General features: G+C 69.7%; 26 protein-coding genes and 2 pseudogenes. 27 read left to right on the top strand and 1 reads right to left on the bottom strand.

The genetic code is table 11. The features are described 5' to 3' along the window. The first annotated feature begins 32 nt into the window (after nucleotides 1-32). The 18 genes and pseudogenes from ACFYZA_RS23575 (at nucleotide 33) to ACFYZA_RS23490 (ending at nucleotide 13,576) form a co-directional block, all read left to right on the top strand. Entirely contained in the window at nucleotides 33-368 is a 336-nt protein-coding gene (locus ACFYZA_RS23575) for a hypothetical protein (RefSeq protein ID WP_388492571.1), read from the top strand. Between the two features lie 55 nt (nucleotides 369-423). Further along, a complete protein-coding gene (locus tag ACFYZA_RS23570; protein WP_388492570.1) occupies nucleotides 424-1,119 on the top strand; it encodes a hypothetical protein in 696 nt (231 codons plus the stop codon). 37 nt (nucleotides 1,120-1,156) lie between these two features. Next, nucleotides 1,157-1,615: a hypothetical protein gene (locus ACFYZA_RS23565; RefSeq protein ID WP_388492569.1), complete on the top strand. Its 459-nt coding sequence runs from the start codon at nucleotides 1,157-1,159 to the stop codon at nucleotides 1,613-1,615. Continuing rightward, on the top strand, nucleotides 1,612-2,790 hold the full coding sequence (locus tag ACFYZA_RS23560) for a hypothetical protein (RefSeq protein ID WP_388492568.1): 1,179 nt from the start codon (nucleotides 1,612-1,614) through the stop codon (nucleotides 2,788-2,790). Before ACFYZA_RS23565 ends, ACFYZA_RS23560 begins: the two co-directional genes overlap by 4 nt. A 16-nt stretch (nucleotides 2,791-2,806) precedes the next feature. Next, nucleotides 2,807-4,075 (top strand): MFS transporter, encoded by a 1,269-nt coding sequence (locus ACFYZA_RS23555; protein ID WP_388492566.1) that lies wholly within the window; start codon nucleotides 2,807-2,809, stop codon nucleotides 4,073-4,075. A 48-nt stretch (nucleotides 4,076-4,123) separates the two neighbouring features. Next, nucleotides 4,124-4,621, top strand: coding sequence for a hypothetical protein (locus ACFYZA_RS23550; RefSeq protein WP_388492565.1), 498 nt, complete (start codon nucleotides 4,124-4,126; stop codon nucleotides 4,619-4,621). Between the two features lie 99 nt (nucleotides 4,622-4,720). After that, nucleotides 4,721-5,146, top strand: coding sequence for a hypothetical protein (locus tag ACFYZA_RS23545; RefSeq protein ID WP_388492564.1), 426 nt, complete (start codon nucleotides 4,721-4,723; stop codon nucleotides 5,144-5,146). Next, nucleotides 5,143-5,985, top strand: coding sequence for a relaxase/mobilization nuclease (locus ACFYZA_RS23540; RefSeq protein WP_388492563.1), 843 nt, complete (start codon nucleotides 5,143-5,145; stop codon nucleotides 5,983-5,985). Before ACFYZA_RS23545 ends, ACFYZA_RS23540 begins: the two co-directional genes overlap by 4 nt. 35 nt (nucleotides 5,986-6,020) lie before the next feature. Continuing rightward, on the top strand, nucleotides 6,021-6,695 hold the full coding sequence (locus ACFYZA_RS23535; RefSeq protein ID WP_388492562.1) for a hypothetical protein: 675 nt from the start codon (nucleotides 6,021-6,023) through the stop codon (nucleotides 6,693-6,695). A gap of 22 nt (nucleotides 6,696-6,717) precedes the next feature. Beyond that, on the top strand, nucleotides 6,718-7,479 hold the full coding sequence (locus ACFYZA_RS23530) for a hypothetical protein (protein ID WP_388492561.1): 762 nt from the start codon (nucleotides 6,718-6,720) through the stop codon (nucleotides 7,477-7,479). A gap of 421 nt (nucleotides 7,480-7,900) precedes the next feature. Beyond that, nucleotides 7,901-8,284: a hypothetical protein gene (locus tag ACFYZA_RS23525; RefSeq protein WP_388492559.1), complete on the top strand. Its 384-nt coding sequence runs from the start codon at nucleotides 7,901-7,903 to the stop codon at nucleotides 8,282-8,284. Then, a complete protein-coding gene (locus ACFYZA_RS23520) occupies nucleotides 8,281-9,084 on the top strand; it encodes a DUF317 domain-containing protein (protein WP_388492558.1) in 804 nt (267 codons plus the stop codon). The genes ACFYZA_RS23525 and ACFYZA_RS23520 overlap by 4 nt, the downstream gene beginning before the upstream one ends. 28 nt (nucleotides 9,085-9,112) lie before the next feature. Next, nucleotides 9,113-9,472 (top strand): hypothetical protein, encoded by a 360-nt coding sequence (locus tag ACFYZA_RS23515; RefSeq protein WP_388492556.1) that lies wholly within the window; start codon nucleotides 9,113-9,115, stop codon nucleotides 9,470-9,472. A 160-nt stretch (nucleotides 9,473-9,632) separates the two neighbouring features. Then, nucleotides 9,633-9,743 (top strand): annotated as a pseudogene (locus tag ACFYZA_RS23510) (DUF317 domain-containing protein); the annotation flags it as partial. Between the two features lie 443 nt (nucleotides 9,744-10,186). Beyond that, nucleotides 10,187-10,699: a hypothetical protein gene (locus ACFYZA_RS23505; protein WP_388492554.1), complete on the top strand. Its 513-nt coding sequence runs from the start codon at nucleotides 10,187-10,189 to the stop codon at nucleotides 10,697-10,699. Between the two features lie 80 nt (nucleotides 10,700-10,779). Next, nucleotides 10,780-12,570: a type IV secretory system conjugative DNA transfer family protein gene (locus tag ACFYZA_RS23500; RefSeq protein WP_388492553.1), complete on the top strand. Its 1,791-nt coding sequence runs from the start codon at nucleotides 10,780-10,782 to the stop codon at nucleotides 12,568-12,570. After that, entirely contained in the window at nucleotides 12,567-13,028 is a 462-nt protein-coding gene (locus ACFYZA_RS23495; protein WP_388492552.1) for an XF1762 family protein, read from the top strand. Before ACFYZA_RS23500 ends, ACFYZA_RS23495 begins: the two co-directional genes overlap by 4 nt. Nucleotides 13,029-13,168: 140 nt before the next feature. Then, nucleotides 13,169-13,576, top strand: a complete 408-nt coding sequence (locus ACFYZA_RS23490) for a hypothetical protein (protein WP_388492551.1) — start codon at nucleotides 13,169-13,171, stop codon at nucleotides 13,574-13,576. A gap of 71 nt (nucleotides 13,577-13,647) precedes the next feature. On the opposite strand, the gene ACFYZA_RS23485 is transcribed toward ACFYZA_RS23490, so the two are convergent. Further along, on the bottom strand, nucleotides 13,648-13,806 hold the full coding sequence (locus tag ACFYZA_RS23485) for a hypothetical protein (RefSeq protein ID WP_388492550.1): 159 nt from the start codon (nucleotides 13,804-13,806) through the stop codon (nucleotides 13,648-13,650). Between the two features lie 287 nt (nucleotides 13,807-14,093). On the opposite strand from ACFYZA_RS23485, the gene ACFYZA_RS23480 reads away from it, so the two are divergent. The 9 genes and pseudogenes from ACFYZA_RS23480 (at nucleotide 14,094) to ACFYZA_RS23440 (ending at nucleotide 22,350) form a co-directional block, all read left to right on the top strand. Next, nucleotides 14,094-14,411 (top strand): hypothetical protein, encoded by a 318-nt coding sequence (locus ACFYZA_RS23480; RefSeq protein ID WP_388492549.1) that lies wholly within the window; start codon nucleotides 14,094-14,096, stop codon nucleotides 14,409-14,411. Nucleotides 14,412-14,480: 69 nt separating this feature from the next. Further along, nucleotides 14,481-15,029 carry a hypothetical protein gene (locus tag ACFYZA_RS23475; RefSeq protein ID WP_388492547.1) on the top strand — a complete coding sequence of 183 codons (549 nt, stop codon included), beginning with the start codon at nucleotides 14,481-14,483 and terminating at the stop codon, nucleotides 15,027-15,029. Nucleotides 15,030-15,145: 116 nt separating this feature from the next. Beyond that, nucleotides 15,146-16,039 carry a hypothetical protein gene (locus ACFYZA_RS23470; protein ID WP_388492545.1) on the top strand — a complete coding sequence of 298 codons (894 nt, stop codon included), beginning with the start codon at nucleotides 15,146-15,148 and terminating at the stop codon, nucleotides 16,037-16,039. 171 nt (nucleotides 16,040-16,210) lie between these two features. Next, the gene (locus ACFYZA_RS23465) at nucleotides 16,211-16,756 is read left to right on the top strand and encodes a DUF317 domain-containing protein (protein ID WP_388492544.1); all 546 of its coding nucleotides are present in this window, start codon (nucleotides 16,211-16,213) and stop codon (nucleotides 16,754-16,756) included. 93 nt (nucleotides 16,757-16,849) lie between these two features. Continuing rightward, complete coding sequence (locus ACFYZA_RS23460) at nucleotides 16,850-17,143, top strand: hypothetical protein (protein WP_388492542.1); 294 nt, start codon at nucleotides 16,850-16,852, stop codon at nucleotides 17,141-17,143. Between the two features lie 438 nt (nucleotides 17,144-17,581). Continuing rightward, nucleotides 17,582-18,223: a hypothetical protein gene (locus tag ACFYZA_RS23455; RefSeq protein WP_388492541.1), complete on the top strand. Its 642-nt coding sequence runs from the start codon at nucleotides 17,582-17,584 to the stop codon at nucleotides 18,221-18,223. A gap of 154 nt (nucleotides 18,224-18,377) precedes the next feature. Continuing rightward, nucleotides 18,378-18,641 (top strand): annotated as a pseudogene (locus tag ACFYZA_RS23450) (hypothetical protein); the annotation flags it as partial. A gap of 63 nt (nucleotides 18,642-18,704) precedes the next feature. Further along, nucleotides 18,705-19,901, top strand: coding sequence for a tyrosine-type recombinase/integrase (locus ACFYZA_RS23445; RefSeq protein ID WP_388492539.1), 1,197 nt, complete (start codon nucleotides 18,705-18,707; stop codon nucleotides 19,899-19,901). Then, nucleotides 19,894-22,350 carry a tyrosine-type recombinase/integrase gene (locus ACFYZA_RS23440; RefSeq protein ID WP_388492537.1) on the top strand — a complete coding sequence of 819 codons (2,457 nt, stop codon included), beginning with the start codon at nucleotides 19,894-19,896 and terminating at the stop codon, nucleotides 22,348-22,350. The genes ACFYZA_RS23445 and ACFYZA_RS23440 overlap by 8 nt, the downstream gene beginning before the upstream one ends. Nucleotides 22,351-22,353: the final 3 nt, after the last annotated feature.

Below are 22,353 nucleotides of genomic sequence, written 5' to 3'. Positions count from 1 at the left end.
CGGAACTGCGGGACCTACAGAGGATCTCGCCCGTGGCTGAAGCACAGATCCTACTCTCGTCCAGCCATGAGTCCGGGATCGTCGCCGTCGCCTCGGGCGAGCAGTACCCGTTGGCGTATACCGCCCTCGCGGAGTGCGGATTCCAGCGCGACAGCGACGGCGTCTGGCGCCCCGCGCAAGCCCAGACCGACTTGCTCGCGTCCGCCAAGCGGCACGGCGCGAGCGTGCACACGAGCAGCCGCCGGTTCATCGGCGACGCCGCGCGCGACCTCGCGCACCAACTACCCGGCCAGTGGGAGGCATCGGTCGAGATCTACCCGCACCCCGCCGGGCAGGAAGATCTGGTTCCCTGGATCTGGGAGCGGTGAACTCGGCCGTGCCGTTCAGAGTGAGCGGATTCCCTGCGCCGCTTTCCTCACCGATGTGGTGCAGGGCACCACGCTGCTGCTCATCGACCGGCCTGGCAATCAACTCGATCACCTCGTGGGCGCCTTCGCCCCGGAGGGGCTCGATGTGGGCTACGGCGATCCATACGCTCCGCGCAGCGTCGTCCTGCCGCCATCTCCCGGGCAGGCTGCCCAGATCCTCGCCGACCGCTATCTGCCCTCCTACGAGCAGGCCATCCACGCCCACCAGAATGCGGACATCGCCACCGCGCTCGGGTACATCCGCTCCGAGCACCGCACCTGGCAGACCTTGAGCGCCTCCGGCCGGTTCAGCGACGCTACCCCGCTGAGCGCCGCCGCCTTCGGTACTTCGACCCAGATGTTCCTCGACCACGCCTGGCATCGCTTCCTCGTCGTCATCGACCACGCCCCGACGCTGCTCGACCGCTGTCGTCCCGACAGGAGCCCGTGGCCCGACGACGCCGCGGCACTCTCCCACCTGGCCGACGCCGTAGCGGATGCCAAGGCACTGGTCGACGAAATCCGCAGCGGACAGGTGTCGGAGGCCGAGCGCCGAAATCGATCCTGGTTGGCCATCAAGACCTGGCTCACCGACGGTGAAGTCTTCCTGCGGCAGGTCCGCGTGAGCGCTCCCCACCGCCGACCCTCCCTCCCTGTCACCGCACCACCACGGCCTCCCGCCGCAGGCCGTGCCACGCACCGCGGCCCCTGACCGCACCAGCCACCACCGTGAGGAGAACCCCGCCCCCTTGCACCCCGGCCCCCACTTCGCCTTCGGCGACCACGCGGAACACGGCCTCGTCGCCTCCTTCGCCTCCGCCCTTCCCGCGCACGTCGCCCACTGGTACCTAGAACGCCAGCAGTTCGAGCCCATCCCGGATGAACCAGGGCTGTTCCGGCTCAGCGAGCCGGAGCGCGACGGCCCCCGCCGGATCCGCCAGGCCGTCCACGACCTTCGCCGCCTGCACTTCGCCGTGCAGGCCGACATCCGCCTCGACCCGGCCCGATCCAAGGCCCCGCCCCGCCCGGTCCCCCCGAACGGCCTCCTGGAGCGCCGCAGTCGGCTCGCCCAAGCCGCCGGCCGAACGACCCAGCGCCGCGCGACACCGCCCACGACCTCCCTGCCCGCAGCCCGGCTGGTCCCGCCGAAGCCCGCCTACGCACCGACCGTCCACCTGATGACCGCGGGCGGGGGCCGGTCCCGATGACGCCCAACCCCGACGGGACACTGGCCCAATCACCCGAACTCGCCCGCAGCGCACACGATTTCCGCCTGCGCATGTCGGTGATCGACTGCGAGACAGCGAGGGCCCTCGACACGACGCGGGACCGCTATGGCCGCACCGTTCACGAAAGTACCGCCGCAGCCGCACGCGCCCACCGCGACAAGACCGCGCTCGACGCATACCTCACTCACCTTGCCCCGCACGCCGACGCTCTGCTCGATGCAGCCCGCCGCGCCCTCGACGAACTGCCGCCCGCTCGGCACCTGGCCGGTTGGCGCTCCGTACTCGACGGCCTGGCCACCGCCACCGCCGAAATCCGCCGGGCACTCGACCGTCCTGCCGCCCCCGGCTCTCCAGCCGAACGTGCCCAGCACGCAGCCCTGTGGCCCTACCTCGCCGCCTGGGCCGATCACAGCCCGATCGCCAGCAACCTCGCCGACCAGCACAGCGAGCAGCACCAAAAGGCTCCGCTGACCGCTGAGGAACAGCGGATGTGGACCGAGATGGCCCAGGCCGCGCACAAACGAGGCGAACTGGAGCTGACCGAGTCCTGGCACACCGCCGACGGGCAACCGATCTTCCTCGCCGACCTGGTCGAGGACGACAACTCGACCGTGGTCGCCCTTCGAGGCGACCCCGACACTCCGGGCTGGCAGGTGATCGGGCACTACACGCACGCCGACATGCCGGGGAACATGCTGCCCGCGGCAGTCCCTCCCGGTGTGCTGCGCCCCGACTTCTCCCTTTTCAACCGGCCCGAGCCTGCCCCCGAGGTCTCGCTTCAGGAACTCATCCGGGATGTCATCGAGGCACAGCACGCCGGCGACGCCTCCAACGCCCTGCTGACCGCCACCCAACGCGGCTACGAAGCAGGACCGATGGTCCGTCTCCAAGAACTCCTGGAAACCGGAGGCCAGTTCGCCAGCGCGCTGGCGACCGTGCAAGGCCGCCAGATCGCGGCCCGTCTCTGGGCACTGGGACGGCAGATCGAATTCCTCACCCGCGAAGTAGAAGAAGCAGCCGAGGACCTCGGCGCGACCATCGCCGTCCTGCCTCCGCATCGCACCCCCGTGCTGCGCGTCCGCCCGCGCCCCGCCGTGGACACCACGCCCCCCACTCCGGCGGCCTACGCGAGCACGCCCGCCCGCCACCGCTGACCACGAGAAAGCGTTCTTGTCCCTGACCGCACTCCCCACCCGGGCACCGCGCATCACCTACCGCGCGGTGCTGGGCAGCCCGTACGTCGCCCGCCTGCTCGGCGGCACCCTCACCGGCAGGCTCCCCGACAGCATGGTGCCGGTCGCCCTCGTGCTGTGGGCCACCGCGAGCGGCAGCAGTATCGCGTTCGGCGGGCTGCTCAGCGCCCTTTACGGGCTGTCCTCGGCGCTGGTGCAGCCGGTCAAGGGACGCCTCATGGACCGTCACGGCCAAAGTGCCGTGCACCTTCCGGCGGCCCTGCTCAATGCGGCGCTCCTGGTGATCCTGCCTGTGGCCGGTCCGTCCGGCGGGCCGGGCCTGGCCCTGGGCCTGGTCGTCGGCATCGGCATGACCGTGCCGTCGTTGGAGGCCGGGCTGCGGGCGCTGTGGCCGACGGTGCTGCCCGACCCCCGGCTGCGGCACGCCGCGCTGGCCCTCGATACCGGCGCCCAGGGTCTTCTCTACGTCGCCGGACCTGTGTTTGTCGCCGCGCTCGCCTCCGCGTGCAGCCCGAGCGTCGCACTGGCCGTCACCGCCGTGCTCGGCCTGGCGGGCACCCTCGTGGTCGTACTCGCCCCGCCGTCACGACGCTGGCGGCCAGCGCCGCCAAACGGCCCTCGGACGGGCGCAGTTGACCGGCTGGTCAGCCCCGGCCTGGTGTTCCTGTTCATCGCGCTCACGGGCGTCGGGTTCGCGCTCGGAGCCATGAACGTGTGGTCGATCACGATGGCCGAGCACCACCACCAGGACATGCTCTCGGGCATCATCCCCGCCACGTGCTCCACCGGCAGCCTCATCGGCGGCCTCATCTACGGACGTCGCACCTGGCAGGGCACCATCACCAGGCGACTGATCATCGCCACAGCCGCGTTCCTGACCGGATGGCTCCCCCTGCTGTCGCTCCCGGGCCCCTGCGCGGCCATCGCCACGGTCGCCGCGCCCGGCGCGTTCTTGAGCATCGTGGTCGCCTGCGCCTACGTCATCACCGGTGCCCTCGCACCTGCGGGCCGCACCAACGAGGCGTACGCCTGGCTGATCCTTTCGATCGGCGCCGGGCAGTCCGCCGGGACCGCTCTCTCAGGACGCCTCGCCGAGCAGTCCCTGACCAGTGCCGTGCTCCCCGCCGCCGGTTCAGCCTTCGCGCTCAGCGTCCTTCTCGCTGCGCGGCGGCACCTCGGCCCCACCGGATGCGCGCGCCGCGGTCGTCACCGCCGCCCCGTCCGAGGGCGCCACAAGACGCCCTGATCCGGGCGCAACTCCCCCGTTTTCTCGACCCTTTGAGGAGATCAACACATGGCTGTCCAGACCAAGTGGACCGTGGAGCACACCTGCTCCCATCAGGTGGTTCATGACCTTTCCGGACGTCCGGCCGACCAGCGGGCCGGATTCGCCCGCTGGCTCGCCGGCCGGGACTGCACCGACTGCTGGAAGGCAGCGCGCGACGCCGACACCGCCTCGAAGGAGGAGTGGCTCGCGGCCAAGCGCGCCGCAGAACAGGAGGCTGCCCTCGCGTGGGCGAAGCAGTTCGACATGCCGCAGTTGGAGGGCCCGGAGAAGGCCCTGGACTGGGGCGAGCGCTCCCGTCACCAGCTCATGACCGCCGCGCACACCGCCCTCGTCGTGGAGGGGAGTTGGGACGAGGCGGACTGGGCGGAGCTGGAGGAGAAGGCACGGTCCGTCACCCGTGCCGGATGGTGGATAGACCAGCGTGACGCCGACGGCACGGACCTGCTCGAACTCCTCGACGCGGCCACCGAGGCGGACCGCGGGACGGAGAACCCGTTCCGCTGATGGCGGGGCAACATAGGCGACGATCGCCGGTTAGCCAAACCGGCGTTCCTCCGGACTATTGATGCTCCCACCCCGCCAGCCACTGCGTGGAAGGAACTCATGTCCCAGCCCCCACCTCCGTCGGCGTTCGCGCCGACGCCCGACCCGCTCACCCCCGACCGGGACATCACACACCAGCACTTTCAGGCCGGTGACACCGTCGTCGTGCTGAAAGGGGTGGCAGCCGGCGAACTGTGGGGAGACGCGATGCGCGTCGTGGCCCCGTCCTGGCACACCCCGACCGACGAGAACGGATGGCGGCTGCGGGACGCGACCGGCGGAGACCAGTCCTACGTCACCGCCCACCCCCGCTACCTCGTGCACCTCTCGCGCCGCTGCCCGGACTGCCTGATCCACCTGCGGGCCATGGAGGACGCGCTCCTGACCCGGTTCGCCGACCGCGACGAACTGATCGACTGCGGCTGGTACACCACCACCGCCCTGGGCCAGCTCGTGCACATCGCCGACATCCGGGGCGGCCGGTGATCCCCCGCGTCCACGCGCGGACGCACACGCCACACGCCCCGCTCTCCGAGGCACTGGGGCGGCCGGTCTCCCCGGCCGAGGGCCTGACCGAGCACACGGTCGTCGCCCACTGGCCGGGACTGGATTACTTCACCCTGGACGACGAGCAGGAGATCTGGACAGCCCTCGAATGGGCCGAGCACCTCGCAGGGGCATTCTTTGAACACACAATCGGCGCAGGCCCCGACGACCGTCTGGGCATCCTTCACCTCGAAGTGCGCCTGCATCCGGACGACCGGCAGCTGACCATCCCCGAGTGGTCCGAGGCTGCTCGTCGCCTCGCGCGTGCTGCCGGCATCGAGGTCCCCGGCGAGGCCAGCGGCTGCCGGTGGATCGCCGTCCAGGCCCAGCCCGGGCGCCTCGATCTGATCGCCAACCTGGTCCGCCATGACCGCGGATTCGACGCCGCACCCCCCACGATCCTGCGGCGCCTTTCGCGCGAGGCGCGCCGCATCGAGCGGGACCTCCACCTGGTCCGCGTCCGTGGCGAGCCCACAGGCCGGCCGATCGCCCCGACGGTGCCCACGGCATCCACCTCGCTCGCGGGTGTTCTCGCGCAGCTCGCCGACGAACGGACCGGCCCTCTGGCCGCGGTCCGCGGGCTCATCGAGCACGCCGCCCACCGCGTCGCCCGCCAGCCAGGATCCGCCGGCACCGACACGGTCCACCATCTGGAGCTGCTCGCCCGCCGCCTCCACGCCATCCAGCAGGACTTGGACACCGCCGCCGTTCGCATGGCCCAGCCCCGGATCCCTCCTGTACCACCAGCCACCCGGCACACCGCCCAACGCTCGCTGTAGGAGAACCACACCCTTTGTCCCTCGCCGAGCGTTTCTTGGATGTCCGCCGTGACCCGCACTCCGGCGAAATCCTCGCCCGCGGTGGTGACTCCGAAGCACACAGCATCCTGGAGCGGGCGGGACTCGTCGCAGTCACCCGCGTGCACGAGACCTACCACCGCGCCCCCACCGGCTTGGCCGACAAGGACGAGGACCGCCTCGCCACCAACGCCGTCGCCCGTCTACGGGCCAACGGATATTACGTCGAATGCGACGAGGTCTTCGACACCGATGCACGTCCATCGAGCGACCTGCCTCTGGGCAGCTCCGTCGCTCACCTCGCCGAGCGCATTGGCCAAGCCGTCACGACGGACGAGGCGGCCGAGGCCCTGACCGAGCTGACCGCCGCCCACGACGGCGTCTTGGCCGCGTTGGAAGAAGTCCTCACCGCCACAGCCGACTTCTACGACGGGCTCGGCCACGCGGCCGACCCCAACATCGCCCGGCGCCTGCGCTACCTCGCCGACCAGCCCCTGCGCCTGATCCGCACTGATCTGGCCGACACCCGCAATCAGCTCGCCGATCGGCACGCCCCGCACCCCGGTCGCAGCATCTGCAGCGCAGACGTCCCCGCGACTGAACGCGAACGCTCCGCCGTGTGCGCCTGCCCGCCCCCGCCACGCGTGCTCCCGGCTCCGCCGCCCCCGGTGGCCGCCGGACGGCGCCTCTGACACCAACTCGCCCAAGGACACCATGCACGACCACGACGACACCTCCGAGCGCCTCGCCTCGTACGCCGACGTTCTCGCCGGTGAACTCCCCGATACCTGGACCAGCTCCCACCTCCCCCCGGATGCCAAGGACGACCTCGCCGAACTCTCGGCACGGATCTGGGACCTGGACCTGGCTGCGGCTTCCCTCGCCGAACATCCGCTCCAGCAGGCAGCCGTCCTGAGCCGCCCGGACGGCGCACAGCTCGTCGTTCTCGACCGGCATGACGAACGTGACGGCTTGCTCATAGCCGCCGTCGCCCCACGGGCTCTGCCCGGCGAGGCGTACCGCGCCGTCCCCGAGCCCAACGGTATTGCGCTGGCCGACGACCCGTTTCTGGGCGCCGAGCAGGTCGCCGGCGACCTGCTCGCTCGCTACGACGGCGCGCTCGCCCAGGTCCGCCACAATGCGCTGGGCGGCGTTCAGCCCTCCCAGCCGGACCGGCTCGTCCTGACCTGGCAGCCGGACGGCAGCGTCGCCACCGCCCCGGCCGACGAGCGCGCCGGCGCTGTCCTGACGGCGCACGGCTTCCTGCGGGACCCGCAGAGCGGCATCTACCACCTCGACGGCGACGACACCCAGGCTCAGGCCCGAGCACTGCGCGCACTCGGCCCTCAGCTCGACGCACTCGGCATCGGCACGGCTTTGCAGCATCCCGCGGGCCGCACCACGCCCGCCGCCACTGCGGCATCCACTCCGCCGATCCCGTCGAGCAGCCGCACATCGGCCACCAGGTCTCGGTGACTGAACCGCAGCCCGCATTCCTGAGTGCTGGAGTTCGCCTCCAACACTCAAGGCCCGCGCAGCGACCTCGCCGTCGCATCACTGCCCCGCCGACGGGCTGACGCTCAGCAGCCGACACCGGCCCGTTCCCGTCACGCCCACCAATGGCGCCTGCCGGCGCCTGGGGTGGCCCCGGCACCCTGCCGGGGCCACCCCGTCCCGACCTTCCGGAGAACCTCGTAGCACCCCAAAACCCCCCACCGATCAGCAACCGGCTCACGCCCCGAATCGCGACCGCCCTCTTCCGCCGCTACCTGCGCGCCTGCATCCCCACCGGTCACCCCGGCTCCCCGCTGGCCGGTGCCCGCCCGGAAGCCGTGCTCGCCGAGAGGCAGCGGATGAACATCACCGCCACGACTGTCCCTCTGCCCCACGAAGGAATATGTCCCCCTCCACCTCTCATCCGGTGAAACTGGTCGAGGAGATCACCCGGCAACTCGGCCTGTTGACCGATCACCTCGCCCAGCTTCCCCCGCATGAAGCCATGCAGGTCATCGCACGCGTCCTCGATCCCGACGACGGTCTGCTCGACAGCGTCACCGGCCTCGTGTCCGTGGGCAGCACCGTGGCCATGGCCCAGGCCAAACGCGGCGTGCTGCCGGCCGAGGTATGTCTTGCCCTCGGCCGGGCCACCAACGACCTCGACGCCATCGGCACAGATCTCGACGAACACCGCGCCACACTCAGAGAGGTCGCCACCAAGCCCACCACCACCGCGGCCACGCCTCCGGTCCCCGCCCCGCTCGTCGTACGGCGCCGCCGGTGAAGAAGACGCAGTGGCAGGGCTGGGGGCCCGGCGAGCAGGCCGAGCAGCACTACTTGATCCAGCCCCGCACCCTGGCCGGCGGCGGCGACGTCCGGCACGTCTCGGAGTTCCTGCGTGCCTCCGGCTGGCGCGACAGGTCCAAGACGGGCGGCCCCCTGGACCTGGAGAGCCCGGACCGCACCGTGCGCATCGCCTACGACCCCTACGTTCTCCCTGGCGGATGGACCATCCACGGCCGCGCGGACGGCGCCAACGGCGAGTGGTCCGCCCACTTGGGCAGGCAGGCACCGGTGGAGATCGTCGCCGGCCTGACCGACGCCCTCACGCGCCCCCTCACCGCCCACGCCCCCAACGTCTGGGCCCCGCTGCAGGAACAGACCTGGCACACGCGTTTCGAGGGCAAGGACTACATCGCGACGAGCCCCGACGGCACGGCGTGGATGCAGTACCGCCACGATCCCGACGGACAGGCGATGTGGTGGACCGGAGCGCAGGACAAGCAGGGCAACGGCTGGACCGCCACCCTCACCCCGAACACCCCGATGCACCTGGTGCAAGCCCTCTCCGCCGAACTCGCCAGCCCAGGGCCGGTGATGCGCCCACGCGGACGCGTACCGACGAGCGCGCAGATCCGCACCTGGTCGGTCTCCGTGCGCCCCAGTGAGCTCAGCGCATGGCAGCAGGCCCGTATCACCGCCGCCCGCGCCGCCACCTGGGCTCGCAACAGCGCCCCCAGCACCAGGCCGCGCACCAGCGCCCGTCCCCACACGCCGTCCGGCGGCGTAGGCAACCGCCGCTGATCACCCACCCCGGCCCCGAAGGAGCCCGATGCCGGCACTCACCCCGGACACCATCCGCACCCTGACCGAAACGCTCGCCGACCTCACTGACTATCTGCGCGAGGCCCCCGACCCCGCTGAGGCCCTCGCCCTCGTCGAGCCTCTCCTCGACGAATACAATGGCTTGCCCGTCCAGTTCGCCGACACGCTGCGCGCCCTCGCCCGCGCCGTGCAGGAGCACCCGGACACACCGCGCACGCCGCAGGGCAACCTGCTGATCACCGAGTTGCGCACGGCCGCGTGGGAACTGGCCGACCAGCACACTCTTCACTACGTGCTGGACGAACTCCGCTTCCTGTACGGCAGTTCACCCACGCACGCCGCAGTGTGCAGCCGTGCCGCTGAGTGAACGCCAGCTCGCGGCCTTCGCCGACAAGCACGCCACGCAGATTCCGCTCGACACCAGCCCCCGCCACCTGGCAGGCCCCGGGGATGCCCGCCACGTCACCCACGGTCTGGCCGCCGGCGGCTGGAACACCGTCTCCGATCTGCTGAGTGCCGAAATCGTCATGACCAGTCCGGACCATCGACACCGGCTCCAGTTCGATCCGCAGACCACCACCTCGGCGTGGTGGCGGCTACGGACGGAATCCAGCGACACCGAACGAGGTTGGTACGCCGAGTTCGGCGAACTCATGCCCGCCGAGATCCTTGCCGCCTTCACCGATGCCCTCATCACCAAGCCTCGGCAGCAGGCAGACCCGTGGCGGGCGGTGACTTCGGCAGGCTGGCACCGCGCATCAGGCGTCTACGCGAGCTCGCCTGACTCCATGTGCCATATCGAACTGCGTCTGCTGAGCGAATTCCACGACCAACCGTCGTGGCATATCGACATACGCGAGCCCTCTGCGGCCAGAGCAGGTCGTCGACGCCCACACCGCGCGCGTCACGTCGCTCCGCTCGCAGGCACGCTCCGCCCGTCGGCAGCAGACCACACCCGCGCCGCCCCCGGTGAACACCGGACCCATGCCGTGCGTCGCCCGCCCCTGACTCGACAGGACTCCTCCCCATCGCCCCCGACCACCGCGCACACCGCAACTCCCTGCGGAACCTCGACCACTACGTGCGGGACAGCCAGAACATCCTCGACGCCTGGGGCGCCTACTCCGACGAGCACACCGACCTCGACGGCTGGCCCCACGACGACCACACGTACGGCATACGCAAGAGCCAGCGCGACGCCGACACCGCCGAGGCGTTCGAAACGCTCCGCTACGGCGCGCGCCACCTGCTGGCCACGGCCGAGACACAGCTGACCCGGCTGCCGGAGAACGCGGCCCAGAGCCGCTGGGTCTATCAACTGGGCGTCCTGCACACGGCTCTCGACCGGCTCGACGAACTGCACGAGCAATGGCTGCTCACCCTCGACACACTCCCAGCCAGCGCCAAGCCAGGCACGCCGGACCACGACAACGCCCTCGCCGAATACCACGGCGAATCGTGGAGCTACCTCGACGACTGGGCCACCCACGGCAAGGCGATCAGGGAAATCAACACCGCAGCCCACAAGGCCCCCTCACCTCTGGCCCCCACACCGGCGCTCGCGCCCGCCCAGCGCAACGCGACACGGAAATGACCAGGCCCCGGCCGCGATCCCCTCGCCCAGACCCGGCCACAGCCGCTGACCCCCGCACCCCACCCGGAAGCCCGTAGTCCTTGCCCCCTACTTCATCCAATGGCAACACCGACGGATACGACCTCGTCCTGCGCCTCCTGTTCGGCGTCCTCGCTGTGGCCGTACCCCTGTCCCACCTGGCCTGGCTGTCCGGCAACATCACCGCCTACCTCACCGGCACCAGCTGGGCCCCCTACCAGCCGGCCAGGGCCCTGCTTCACCCCGCACAGGTCTGGCCCGCCGCAGGAGAAACGTCCCTGCTGATCGGCGCCCGCATCGTCCCGGTTCTCGTATTTCTCGCTCTCGGGGCGGGGGCGGGCCTCCTGTGGGCCCGGCACAAGAACCGAAGCGGCGGGCGGAAGAAGATTACCGACATGGCCAAGGCCCGGGACATCGAGCCGCTGATGGCCAAGGCGATCACCGACAAAGCCCGCTCCCTGCGCCCCAGCCTGAAGGACACCAAGCACATCGAGGCGAAGGACACCGGCATCCTTCTCGGCAACCTGCAGGGCAGCCGTCACGAAGTACGCATGGGGTTCGAGGACGTTGCCGTAGCGATCATGGCGCCACGGTCCGGCAAGACCACCTCGCTCGCCATCCCCTCCATGCTCGCGGCTCCGGGCCCGGTCCTGCTGACCTCGAACAAGGCCGCCGGCGATGCCTTCACCACCGCCTACGAAGCCAGGGCCCGGGCGGGGAGGGTGTGGACCATGGACCCGCAGCAGATCGCGCACGCCGCCCGCGAGATGTGGTGGAACCCCCTCGCCTCCGCGAAAACCCTGGACGGCGCGAACCGGCTCGCCGGACACTTCCTCGCGGCAAGCGTCGATGCCTCCCAACAGGGCGACTTCTGGTCCAAGGCCGGAAGCAACATCCTGTCCCAACTGCTGCTGGCCGCAGCGCTCGACGAGCGGCCGATCACCGACATCATGCAGTGGCTCGCCTTCCCCGCCGACCGCACCCCGCTGGACATCCTGCGCGATCACAGTTTCACCGCCGTCGCCGCTCAGCTCAAGGGCACCGTGGAAGGTCCCCCGGAGACGAGGGACGGCATCTACGAGACCGCCCGGCAGTACGCAGCCGCCCTCCTGAACGCGGAGATCGCCGTGTGGGTGACCCCACAGAAGGACGTCGCCGAGTTCCGGCCAGCCGAGTTCGTCACGTCCACGGACACCCTGTTCCTGCTCAGCAAGGACGGCGGCGGTGGCGCCTCGGCACTGATCGCCGCGTGCGCGGACTCGGTGATGCGGGCCGCGACCGCACAGGCCGAACGCGCCGGCGGCCGACTTGATCCGCCCATGCTCGCGATCCTGGACGAGGCCGCCAACGTGTGCAAGATCAGCGACTTGCCTGACCTGTACAGCCACTTGGGCTCGCGCGGCATCATCCCGATCACCATCCTGCAGTCCTACCGCCAGGGTCAGAAGGTGTGGGGGGACGCGGGCATGGACGCCATGTGGTCCGCCTCCACCGTCAAGGTGATCGGCTCCGGAATCGATGACCCGGACTTCGCGGACAAGCTCTCCCGGCTGATCGGCGACCACGACGTGGAGACCACGTCCACCTCGCACTCCGAGTCCGGCAAGAGCACTTCGGTGTCGATGCGGCAGGAGCGAATTCTGCCCGCCGACGCGATCCGCGCCCTGCCCAAGGGCACAGCCCTCTGCTTCGCCACCGGCATGCGAGCCGCGATGCTCGACCTTCGCCCGTGGTACCTGGAGTCCGGCGCACAGGAACTGTCAGCGGCTTCCGCCCGCGCGTCAAAGGCGATCACTATCCGCGCCGTGGCCAAACACGCACCGACGCAGGCCGACTTCGGGAAGGCCGCGTGAGCGACACCGCCCGACTGCACCTGGTCCCGGTCCGCTCCCGTGAAGCCAAGGACTTCGTGCAGACCTGGCACCGCCACCACCGGCCGCCCCCGGGCCAGATCTTCGCCGTCGGCGCCGCCGACGAGACGGGCACCCTGCGCGCTGTCGCCATCGTCGGGCGGCCCGTTGCCCGCCACCTCGACGACGGCGCCACTCTCGAAGTCACCCGGACCGCCAGCGACGGCGCCCGCAACGCCAACTCCCTCTTGTACAGCGCGTCGTGGCGCGCGGCGAAGGCACTCGGGTACCGGCGCCTGGTCACCTTCACCCAGGAGGGCGAGAGCGGCGCTTCCCTGCGCGGCGCGGGCTGGCGCCTGATCGCCAGCCGACAGCCTCGGGCTGGATGGCATACCCCGTCCAGGCCCCGCGTCGACCACGGAAACGATCACGTCTCCCGCTTCTTGTGGGAAGCCCCCTGACCGAACCCGTCCTGTGCGACGACACGCCAACCCTTTCGCGCAGCCCTCGCCCAGCCGACCCCTACGGAGTTGCTCTGCACACCGTCGACCTGACTCAACACACCCGTCTCCTGGTCGAAGTGGGCCCCCCACTCTCGGAGTTGCGTGCGGAGGCGACACGGGTCCGGGAAGGCGAGATCGCCAAGCCCGTTCGTGAGATCGCGCCTCTGAGCCTGCGGGTGCACGAGCTGGCGGTGAAGTGCACGCGGCAGGTCCACGATCTGCCGGTCAGCCAGTACCCCGCGATGAAGAACCGTGCTGAGAATCTGGCGCAGCTCGCCGGTGCCTGCGCCCAGATCTCGCTCGCCGCCACCCTGTGCAACCTCGCCATCCATCACCGCACCGAGATCCTGCAGTACGAAGACGCCGACGCGACTCCCGCGACCAGCCGAGACCAACTACGCCGTGCCGGGGGCGAGATGAAGAGGGCTGCCACCACCTATCGCAGCGTGACGCGGCAGCTTTCTCACCGCCTCGGATCCTTCGCGGCGCGGGCCGAGGACACATAGCTCGTCGCCGACGCTCAACCGCCGAGCTCTCAGCACGCACCGCCGAGGCCAGCCGTCTTCACCGGCAGGCGTCACTCATGACAACACCCCACGACGATCTCTTGTTCGACGTGGCCACGCCGCCGACGCCGGTGGAGCGGCTTCTGCTCCTCGCTGACCAGTACGTGCAGCACAACGACACCCTCGACCGTCTGCTGGGAGCCGCTCGCCCGTCCAGCCTCAACGCCCATGCCGCCTCCGCCCAGCTCCTCGCGTCCGCGACCCGCACCACCATCAAGGCAGTGACAGAGGAACGGCTCTACGAGAGCCACGCGATGTGGGACGCCATGGTCCGCCTGCATCAGCTCGCCTTCCTGAGCAGGCCTCCGGGCCGACCAAACCCTTCAGACTGCCCGCACCATGACGGCCCTGGCCCCCGAAGCCGTCTTGGGCTGCGCCGAAAGCGTCGCCCAAGAGATCGCCCGCGCACGCGGTCGTACCGGCGTAGATCCCCTCTGTGAGCTGACCGCCGCCCAGCATGGCGCTCTGCGGGGAGATCGCTTGCGGGCACATCGCGGCGACACGCTCGCTGGGGCGCCAGTACGTCCGCTGCCGCGACGAACAAGTGCTGATCGGCACGCTGCGGTCACTGGAGGCGAAGGGCCTCGCCGAGCGGGTCACAGCTTCTGTGCCCTCCGTCTACGCGGGCGGACCGCCCCAGGACCGGGTACGCCTGACCGCCGCCGGCACCACCGCCCTGGCTGCCGCGCTCCCCGGCCCGTCAACCGCCCGGCCATCCGGCGAAGCTCCAGCGCCCTCACCCATCACCGCGAAGACGGCCAGCCGAAGCCGCTGACCGAACCAATCGCTGCCACAGCCGACCCGAGCTGCCCTGCCGGCCACGACAGCCCTGGATCTGCCCGCCATGCCGCGTCACCCTCGTACAGGAAAGCCCATCGCCACCTACACCTCCCCCGACCTCGACGACATGACGGCCGACGCCGCGCTCGATGCCGTCATCGCCGACATCCGCTCCCACCCCGGCGGCGCCGGCCCCAGCGGCTTCTTCACCGCCCTGCGCCACATCGATCTGATCAGCCATCTCGCTCTGCGGTTTGCCGGCGATGCCGTCCATCACCTAGACGAGCACCGGCAGATGGGCGCCCCGTGGCGCCCTGTGGAAGCACTCACCACCGCCGCTGTCCCCCTCAGCCGGGCCCAGTACCACTACACGCACGTCATGGCCGCGATCGCAGCAATCGGCAGGCCGAACACCGACACCTCCATGGCCGCGCGCCTCGACGGACTTGAGCACCGCAGCACCCTCCACGGCCACCTGCGCGCCGTCGAGGAATCCCTCGCCGAAGCCCGCTGCACTCTCACCGCGCCTGTTTCTGCGCCGCCCCGTACGGCATCAGCCATCGAGCTCCCAGCGGCGATGCCAAGTCCGTGCGACGTACGCCGGATTCGCTGATCCTGCCCCACCCCTCACCGCAGAGCAGCCGCGCCTCCGCTACCAAGTGCCCCTCACACTCCCTCGCAGGGGGTGGCGCCGTTCAGGGGGGCTCGTACCGAAAGCCTGTATCGCCCATGACAGTTTCTTCCCCGGGTATGCCCGGCGACCGGCTCCGGGTCATCGCCGACGGCTTCCTGGACCTGAGCCGCGACCTCGATCGCAGCAACCCGGTTGCTGGCCTCCAGTCTCTGGATTCCCTGGCCAAGCCCTACGCCTCCGCTCAGGAGCTGGCAAACACGTCACTCCTCCTTCTGCTCAGCGCGTCCAGCCACCCTCTGGCCACGGACACAGTCGAGGGCCACTACGCCGTGGAGAGCCTTGGACACTACGTGCGGGTCAGCACCACCGTCACCCATCGCATCGCCTCCGCGCTCCAGGTCGCCGCCCAGTACCACCGCATCGACGGCGTCAACGACACCGCCGGGCACCTCCAACCGCGACAGGCCCAACGGCAGGACGAACTGACCGCACATCTCCAGGCCGCGGTCCCGCTCGCGAACGAGGGATATACGCGCGCGACCGACGCGGCCCAGGCCCTCGACGCCGCCGAACAGCGCCGCCGACGTGAGACAGGCCAGGCCCACGCAGGCACCTCCGCGTCACGCGACGAGGCTCGCACAGCTGCCATCGGCAGCCCGGCTACAGGACTGAGTCCGGCGCAGCGCGGAGCGCTGCGGATGATCCGCCGCGGGTACGCCCGCCTGCACGAGAACGAGGCCGGGAAGCGACGTATCGAAACGGGCACGTCCACAAAGATCACCATGGCGACCTACGAATCCCTGCGCGGCCGAGGACTCATCAACTCGGAGTCCGGCGGCCGTCTCCTCTACTCAGGCCGCCGCCTGCTCCTTACCCACGCCGGTGAACAAGCCCTGGTAGGCCTCGAATCTGCACCCAGCGTCCGGCCCCCTCTGCCTGGCAGGCCTGCCACCACATCCTCGGCCGCCGACCGGCAGGTGCGGCGATGAGCCGTCACGCAGACCATGACCGGGTCATGGTCTCGCCGCGCTACATGGCGGGCGCCGGGACCGGTTCGCCGATGTACTCGGTCCCCTGAGATCCACCTCTTCGGATGGCGTCACGACCACGACCCGGCCACCGGGAACGTCACCATCGACAGCCCCGACGGCAGCACCTTCGTGGACTTCCGCCCGCTGCACCCGCTCGGACGCTGGGTGACCGTCACCCATCACGAGCCGTACTGGAAGGCGTCGTTCAGCCGGCAGGCACCGCTGGAAGCGGTCGCCGCCGTCACACAGGCCCTGCCGCAACTACTCGGTGACACCCGGCACAGCAACCGCATCCCAATCACGGACACGCCGCTGGACCAGCCCGCCGAACTGCACGACTGGGCGGTTGGCGACAAGGGAGTCCTCACCTCACCCGACCACTACTGCCGCCTGGAGCACACACCCGGCGAGGAGACCGCCTGGCAGGTCGAGCACCTCTTCTACGAGCACGCACCGCTCGCCACATTCACGCAGGACGCCCCCGAGATCCTCGTGCGCCAGTTCTTTACGTACTTGGCGACACCCATCGCGGTGGAGAGGTCGTTCGGGGACCTGCCCCCGAGTACCCGGCAGACACGCAGCGCGCTGATCACCCCGGTGCGCCCAGCCGGAGTGGACATCGAACTCGTGCATGCCCTCGACCAGATTCTCGGCTCTCCCGGCCGCCGCCGCTAAATCTCCTCTCCTGCGGAGTCCCCCTGACGAAGACCTGTTCACTTGAGCCCGCCGAGCAACTCCTAGCACTCGCTGCGGATTTCACCCGCTTCAATGACGCGCACATCCCCGCCGAACTCCACCGCCGCAAACCCGACCACTGTGCTGACGCAGCAGACGGATACCGCCCAGCACCTGGCACGGTCCGCTCTCGCCATCGCGGAAACCCTCGGCCACCAGCCGTCGATGTATCACAGCCCTGTCATCCGCGCGGTGTTCGCGCGCGTGCGTCAACTCGCCCACCTCGCGACCGACGCCGCAGACCACCTCATCGACGCCGTCGACATCCTCAACGACACCCGCGCGGGGCTCCCATCGAGCTGGGCGACGACTTCCTGGCCATCCTGACCGATCAGCAAGCCCGCCAGGAGGCAGGTCGGCACTTCAACCTCGTCGGCACCCTCACCGCCCTCGGAGCCACAGACACCCTGGCGACGGCGGAGACCTACATCGCCGAGCGGCGACACCGCGGCTTCCTCCCCACACATCAGCCGCCCGCCCTGAGCGCGGCCCAGAACACCGCCCTGCGCGCGATAGCCGGCGGCGATGTGGCCATCACCGACGGCAAGCCCGTCCTGCGCCGCGACGACCTCCGCGTCACCATCACCCCATCCGCTCCCTGGACCGGGGCATGATCCTCCGCCAGGACTGCCCGGACTGGTTCCGCGACGAGCGTCTTCACCTGAGTCCGGCCGGGCGCCGTGACCTCGCCGCCTCCTTCGCCCACCCCCGCCCGCCGCCCTGGCGACCACACACCCCGCACCCCTACGCCCCCATGGCACCTCAATGCCCGCCGCGGCCGGTGAACCCGTCCACGACCCGGCCCACCGCAGCCGTCCGGCGCTGGTGAGCCGCCCATCTCCGGGAGATCGCACGCCCTCCGATACACCCACTCCCCACGACATCGCCCGCGCACTCGCCGACCTGCTCCAGCCCGGCGCCGCGCCCCGCGACGTGACCGTCTCCTTCGCCGCCCGCCGACAGGCCCCTGTCGAATACCGCGACCGCAGCCGGGGCGGACCCGTACCAGCCTTCGCCCAGGCGCTGCACGCCGCTCTCTACGGCCTTCCCTCGCACGACGCGCCGCTGCCCGACTCCCTCAGCAAGCTTCTGCAGGCCACGCACACCGCGACTGCTCCCGAGCAAGAAACGGCCACGCTGCGGCACGTCGCCGAGCAGATACGCGATGCCGCCGAGATCATTCGGCGCTACCAATACCAAGCCCAGTGGGAGCGGCTCCCTACCGAGGCCGCCCAGCAGCTCGCCGCCGCTCACGACCAGGCCCAGCTTCTCGCCCAGGCCCTCGATCACGCGGCCCCGGCCTTCAGCCTCCAGCCCACCGCAACGGCCACGCCCCGTGCTCAGGCGCCCCAGGGACGGAGCCTTCCCGTGGACCGCCCGCCGTCACCAGCCCCACGCCACCGCTGAGTCCCGCCAGCCCCCTCTCGCACCACGCCCCCAGCCGCAGTGGGGCCGCGATGGAGTGCAACGCCTCCAATTTCCTCACACCCAGGACCGACCCATTTCAGATAAGCCTCAGTTCCGCGCCCTGTCCCTGGGCGCCGGAGTCCAGTCCAGCACCCTGCTCGCCCTGTCTTCCGAAGGCATTCTCCCCAGAGTCGATTACGCGATTTTCGCCGACACCGGCTGGGAACCCAAGGCGGTTTACGTCCACCTCGACCGCCTAGAAAAAGAAATAGCCGCACCGGCCGGAATACCCATACTTCGCGTATCGGCCGGGAATATCCGCGATGACGCCCTCAATCCAGATCGCCGGTTCGCATCCATGCCTCTCCACATCCTCAATCAGGACGGGCGACCTGGAATGACGCGACGGCAGTGCTCCGTTATCTGCACCTCCTCAGGCTCGTTGATCGCGTGACCGACGCACGTGATCAAGGAGTGTGGAGTGGATATCCGACAGGAACTGATGGAGGGACGTGCTGTCGTCCCCTCGGCCGGGGCAGTTGTACCGGCCGAGGGGCAGCACCCTCCGTACATCGTCGTCAACGGCTTTGGTAGTGAAGTGGAGCCGGCGACCGCGTACTTGAAAGACCTGGCTCTGGGCGACTGCAGTCCACTGACCGGTCGGAGCTACGCATACGGCCTCCTGCGCTGGTTCCGGCTGTTGTGGCTGCTGGGCACGGCATGGGAGAAGGCGACGGAGGCCGAAGTCGCGGTCCTTGCGGGATGGCTGCGGTCGGCCCGTAATCCGCAGCGTCAGCGGAGCTCGTCCCAGAGCAGCGCGGCGGGAGCCGTGAATATCCGTACAGGCAAGGCCAGTCTGGGCCCGGGGTACGCGCCGCGAACGATCAACCATGCGTTGTCAGTCGTCAGCGGGTTCTACGAGTTCCACGGGCATCAGGGCCGCGGGCCGGTCGTGAACCCGGTGCCAGCCTCGCCGCAGCGTCGGCGGGTACTCGGCCATCGCAGCCCCCTGGAGCTGGCGCCCGTGCTGGGCAGGGCACGGCTGCGGCAGAAGGTTGCTGACCGGCCGCCGCGGTCTATCCCGGATTTGCTCTGGGACGAGCTGTTCGCCGCTATGGGCTGTGAGCGCGACCGGGCGCTGCTCGACTTCTACGTCTCCAGCGGTGCAAGGGCGGAGGAACTCCTCGGGGTGGGCCTGCAGGACATCGACTGGTCCGGCCAGAAGGTCTACGTCATCTCCAAGGGCACCCTAGCCCGCGAGGCGGTACCCGCTTCCCCGGCAGCGTTCCTGAGGCTGGCCAGCTACCTCGATCAACGCGGAACTCCTCCCCCAGGCGAACCGGTCTGGCGGACCCGGCACGGACAGGACCGGCCACTGAGCTACTGGGCGATGCGACGAATCATCCAGCGGGCCAACACCAGGCTCGGGACGAACTGGTCGCTCCACGACATGCGGCACACGGCCGCCTACCGCATGGCCAACGGCGGCACGCTCAAGCTGGAAGAGGTCCAGGCCGTCCTGCGGCACGCGAACATCCAGACCACTAACCGGTACCTGACCGTCCGCGTCGAGGAACTCTTCGACGTGATGGCCGCGCACTACGCCAAGCCGCGCACACCCACCCACTACGCGGTCGGCTACGACCCGTCCGACATCGCGGCGGTGTTCGGTGCCTGAGGCCACGACCTCCCTGCCGGCCACGGGCCGCACCCGTCGGCATGAGTACGCCGACAAGGAACTGAGCTTTCCCAGCCGCTTCATCTCCGGTTCTCTGGAAGCGGCACCCGCGGTCGCCGCCACGCTCCCGCGGCCCCACGGGGACCTGAGCACGGCTTCCGCGCAGGGCATCGCTGAAGTCGTACGCGACATCGGGCAGATGTCCGCCAACACCCGCAGCAAGCGGGTCCAGGTGACGCGGACGATGCTCGACTACCTGAGCGACTTTCCCGGAGGCACCTGGCAAGAACGCTGGGACGCCTGCCCGATCGCGCCTGGCGGTATCAACTCCAGCGACCTCAGCCAGGAGCTCGGCTTCGGCCGGGACCTGAACACCGGCCTGCGCTCCCTGATCTGCCTGCGGGTGCTCCAGCCGTCCTTGAGAGCCTTCCGCAGCCAGACCTTCCCCAGCTTCGCCACGCCGTTCCACGAGGCGCAGAACGACCCACTACTCGACGCCTTCCACGACCGCGTCCAGGCACATGACATGTCCTGGCAGCACAAGCGCAACGCGCTCAACGACATCTGCGCCCTGCTTGCTGTCCAGGGCGTCTCACTGTCCGATGTCACCCCGGCGGCCATGCTGCACCACGGACATGAGAGCCGACGGGCCGCAGTCGCCCTCGGGCTGGGCGAGGCACGGAAGGTCGTCTTCCCTGGGATCGGCGCCTGGAACGTCCTGCACGCCATGGAGCACTTCCCGCTCGGCACCCCAACCACGCTGCGGGGGGCGCTCACCCGCGGCCAGCTCAGCGTCGAGGACCTGATCGACCGCTACCCGATCCGCAACCAGGGCATCCGCCAACTCCTGATCGACTACTGCAGCCGCCGCATGGTCGAGACCGACTACGCCACCTTGTCGCACATCTGCTACCTGCTGGGATCGATGTTCTGGCGCAAGGTCGAGCAGATCAACCCCGACCAAGCCGACCTGCGCCTCACCCCCGAGACCTATGCGGCCTGGCGCCAAGCGATCACCATCCGGGATGACGGCAAGCCCCGCCGACAGCAGGACGACATCATCATCACCGTCCGCAGCCTCTACCTCGACCTGCACACCTGGGCCGCGCAGGAACCCGAACGATGGGCCCACTGGGTCGTCCCCTGCCCCATTCCGCCGGGAGAACTACGAGGAGTGGGCAAGCGCCGACGTCGCCACGACGAGCGCACTGCTGACCGAACCCGCCAGCGACAGCCCCTTCTGCCGGTCCTCGCCGAGCACGTCGAGAACCGCTACGACCACGCCCGCAGGTTGCTGGAGCAGGCGACGAGCACACCTGACGGCATCCGCTTCGTCCTGGACGGCACGAGCTACCGGCGGACCGTGACCGAGTCCGACCGAAAGATCGCACGCCACGAGACACCGCCCGTCAAGGTCACCGACGAGGCAACCGGCCGGCTCATCCACATCACGACCGATGAGGAGACGGCGTTCTGGGACTGGGCCAGTATTGAGGTGCTGCGGCACTCCGGCATCCGCATCGAGGAGATGTGCGAGCTCAGCCACCTCAGCATCCGGCAATACCAGCGCCCCAGCGGCGAAGTCGTCGGCCTGCTCGTGATCGCACCGTCCAAGACTGACCGGGAACGCGTCATCCCTATGTCGCCCGAGCTGTTCCACGTCATCGCCTGCCTCATCCGCCGCCACACCCGCGACGGACATTCGATCCCGCTGGTCAGCCGCTACGACCCGCACGACAAGCTCTGGAGCACCCCTTTGCCGTTCCTGTTCCAGCGTCGCATCGGCGCCAACCGCGGGGTGATTGGCGCCAACACCGTCCTCAACATGATCCGGCGCCGCTGCGAGGCTCTCGGCGAGACGCACCCTGGCTTCCGGGACCTGCACTTCACCCCGCACGACTTCCGCCGGATCTTCGCCACCGAACTGGTCAACAGCGGACTACCCATCCACATCGGAGCGGCCCTGCTCGGACACCTCAACATCCAAACCACCCGTGGTTACGTCGCAGTCTTCGACGAAGACGTCATCCGCCACTACGTCACCCACCTCGACAACCGACGCAAGATCCGCCCCAGCGACGAGTACCGCCCCGCCAGCACCGAAGAGTGGGATGAATTCACCGAGCACTTCGACAAGCGCAAGGTCGAACTCGGCTCCTGCGGCCGCCCCTACGGAACCCCCTGCCAGCACGAGCACGCCTGCATCCGCTGCCCGATGCTGCACGTCAACCCAAAGATGCTGGGCCGCCTCGACGAACTCGAGAAGGACCTCCTCGCCCGTCGGGACAGGGCCGAGCGGGAAGGCTGGGCCGGTGAGATCGAAGGACTGAACCTCACCCTCGCCCTCCTACGCTCCAAGCGCGAGGAGTCTCAGCGCATGGCACGCCGACCAGCCGTCGACCTCGGTATCCCCAAGCCCCGGCCTCGTACCCTCAGAGCCCAGGAGTGATGC

Origin of the sequence: Streptomyces sp. NPDC001828 (genome assembly GCF_042892175.1) — a bacterium.
Classification (GTDB): Bacteria; Actinomycetota; Actinomycetes; order Streptomycetales; family Streptomycetaceae; genus Streptomyces.
Note: the sequence above shows the minus strand (reverse complement) of the source record. Positions and strands in the feature narration are given on the sequence as shown.

What these genes read in the sequence shown, in the direction of transcription:
- ACFYZA_RS23560 (WP_388492568.1), top strand. Translation starts at nt 1,612, where the DNA reads ATGACGCCCAACCCCGACGGGACACTGGCCCAATCACCCGAACTCGCC.
- ACFYZA_RS23550 (WP_388492565.1), top strand. Translation starts at nt 4,124, where the DNA reads ATGGCTGTCCAGACCAAGTGGACCGTGGAGCACACCTGCTCCCATCAG.
- ACFYZA_RS23545 (WP_388492564.1), top strand. Translation starts at nt 4,721, where the DNA reads ATGTCCCAGCCCCCACCTCCGTCGGCGTTCGCGCCGACGCCCGACCCG.
- ACFYZA_RS23530 (WP_388492561.1), top strand. Translation starts at nt 6,718, where the DNA reads ATGCACGACCACGACGACACCTCCGAGCGCCTCGCCTCGTACGCCGAC.
- ACFYZA_RS23525 (WP_388492559.1), top strand. Translation starts at nt 7,901, where the DNA reads ATGTCCCCCTCCACCTCTCATCCGGTGAAACTGGTCGAGGAGATCACC.
- ACFYZA_RS23515 (WP_388492556.1), top strand. Translation starts at nt 9,113, where the DNA reads ATGCCGGCACTCACCCCGGACACCATCCGCACCCTGACCGAAACGCTC.
- ACFYZA_RS23485 (WP_388492550.1), bottom strand. Translation starts at nt 13,806, where the DNA reads ATGGGCGTTGAGGCTGGACGGGCGAGCGGCTCCCAGCAGACGGTCGAG.
- ACFYZA_RS23480 (WP_388492549.1), top strand. Translation starts at nt 14,094, where the DNA reads ATGGCGCTCTGCGGGGAGATCGCTTGCGGGCACATCGCGGCGACACGC.
- ACFYZA_RS23475 (WP_388492547.1), top strand. Translation starts at nt 14,481, where the DNA reads ATGCCGCGTCACCCTCGTACAGGAAAGCCCATCGCCACCTACACCTCC.
- ACFYZA_RS23470 (WP_388492545.1), top strand. Translation starts at nt 15,146, where the DNA reads ATGACAGTTTCTTCCCCGGGTATGCCCGGCGACCGGCTCCGGGTCATC.
- ACFYZA_RS23460 (WP_388492542.1), top strand. Translation starts at nt 16,850, where the DNA reads ATGACGCGCACATCCCCGCCGAACTCCACCGCCGCAAACCCGACCACT.
- ACFYZA_RS23455 (WP_388492541.1), top strand. Translation starts at nt 17,582, where the DNA reads ATGCCCGCCGCGGCCGGTGAACCCGTCCACGACCCGGCCCACCGCAGC.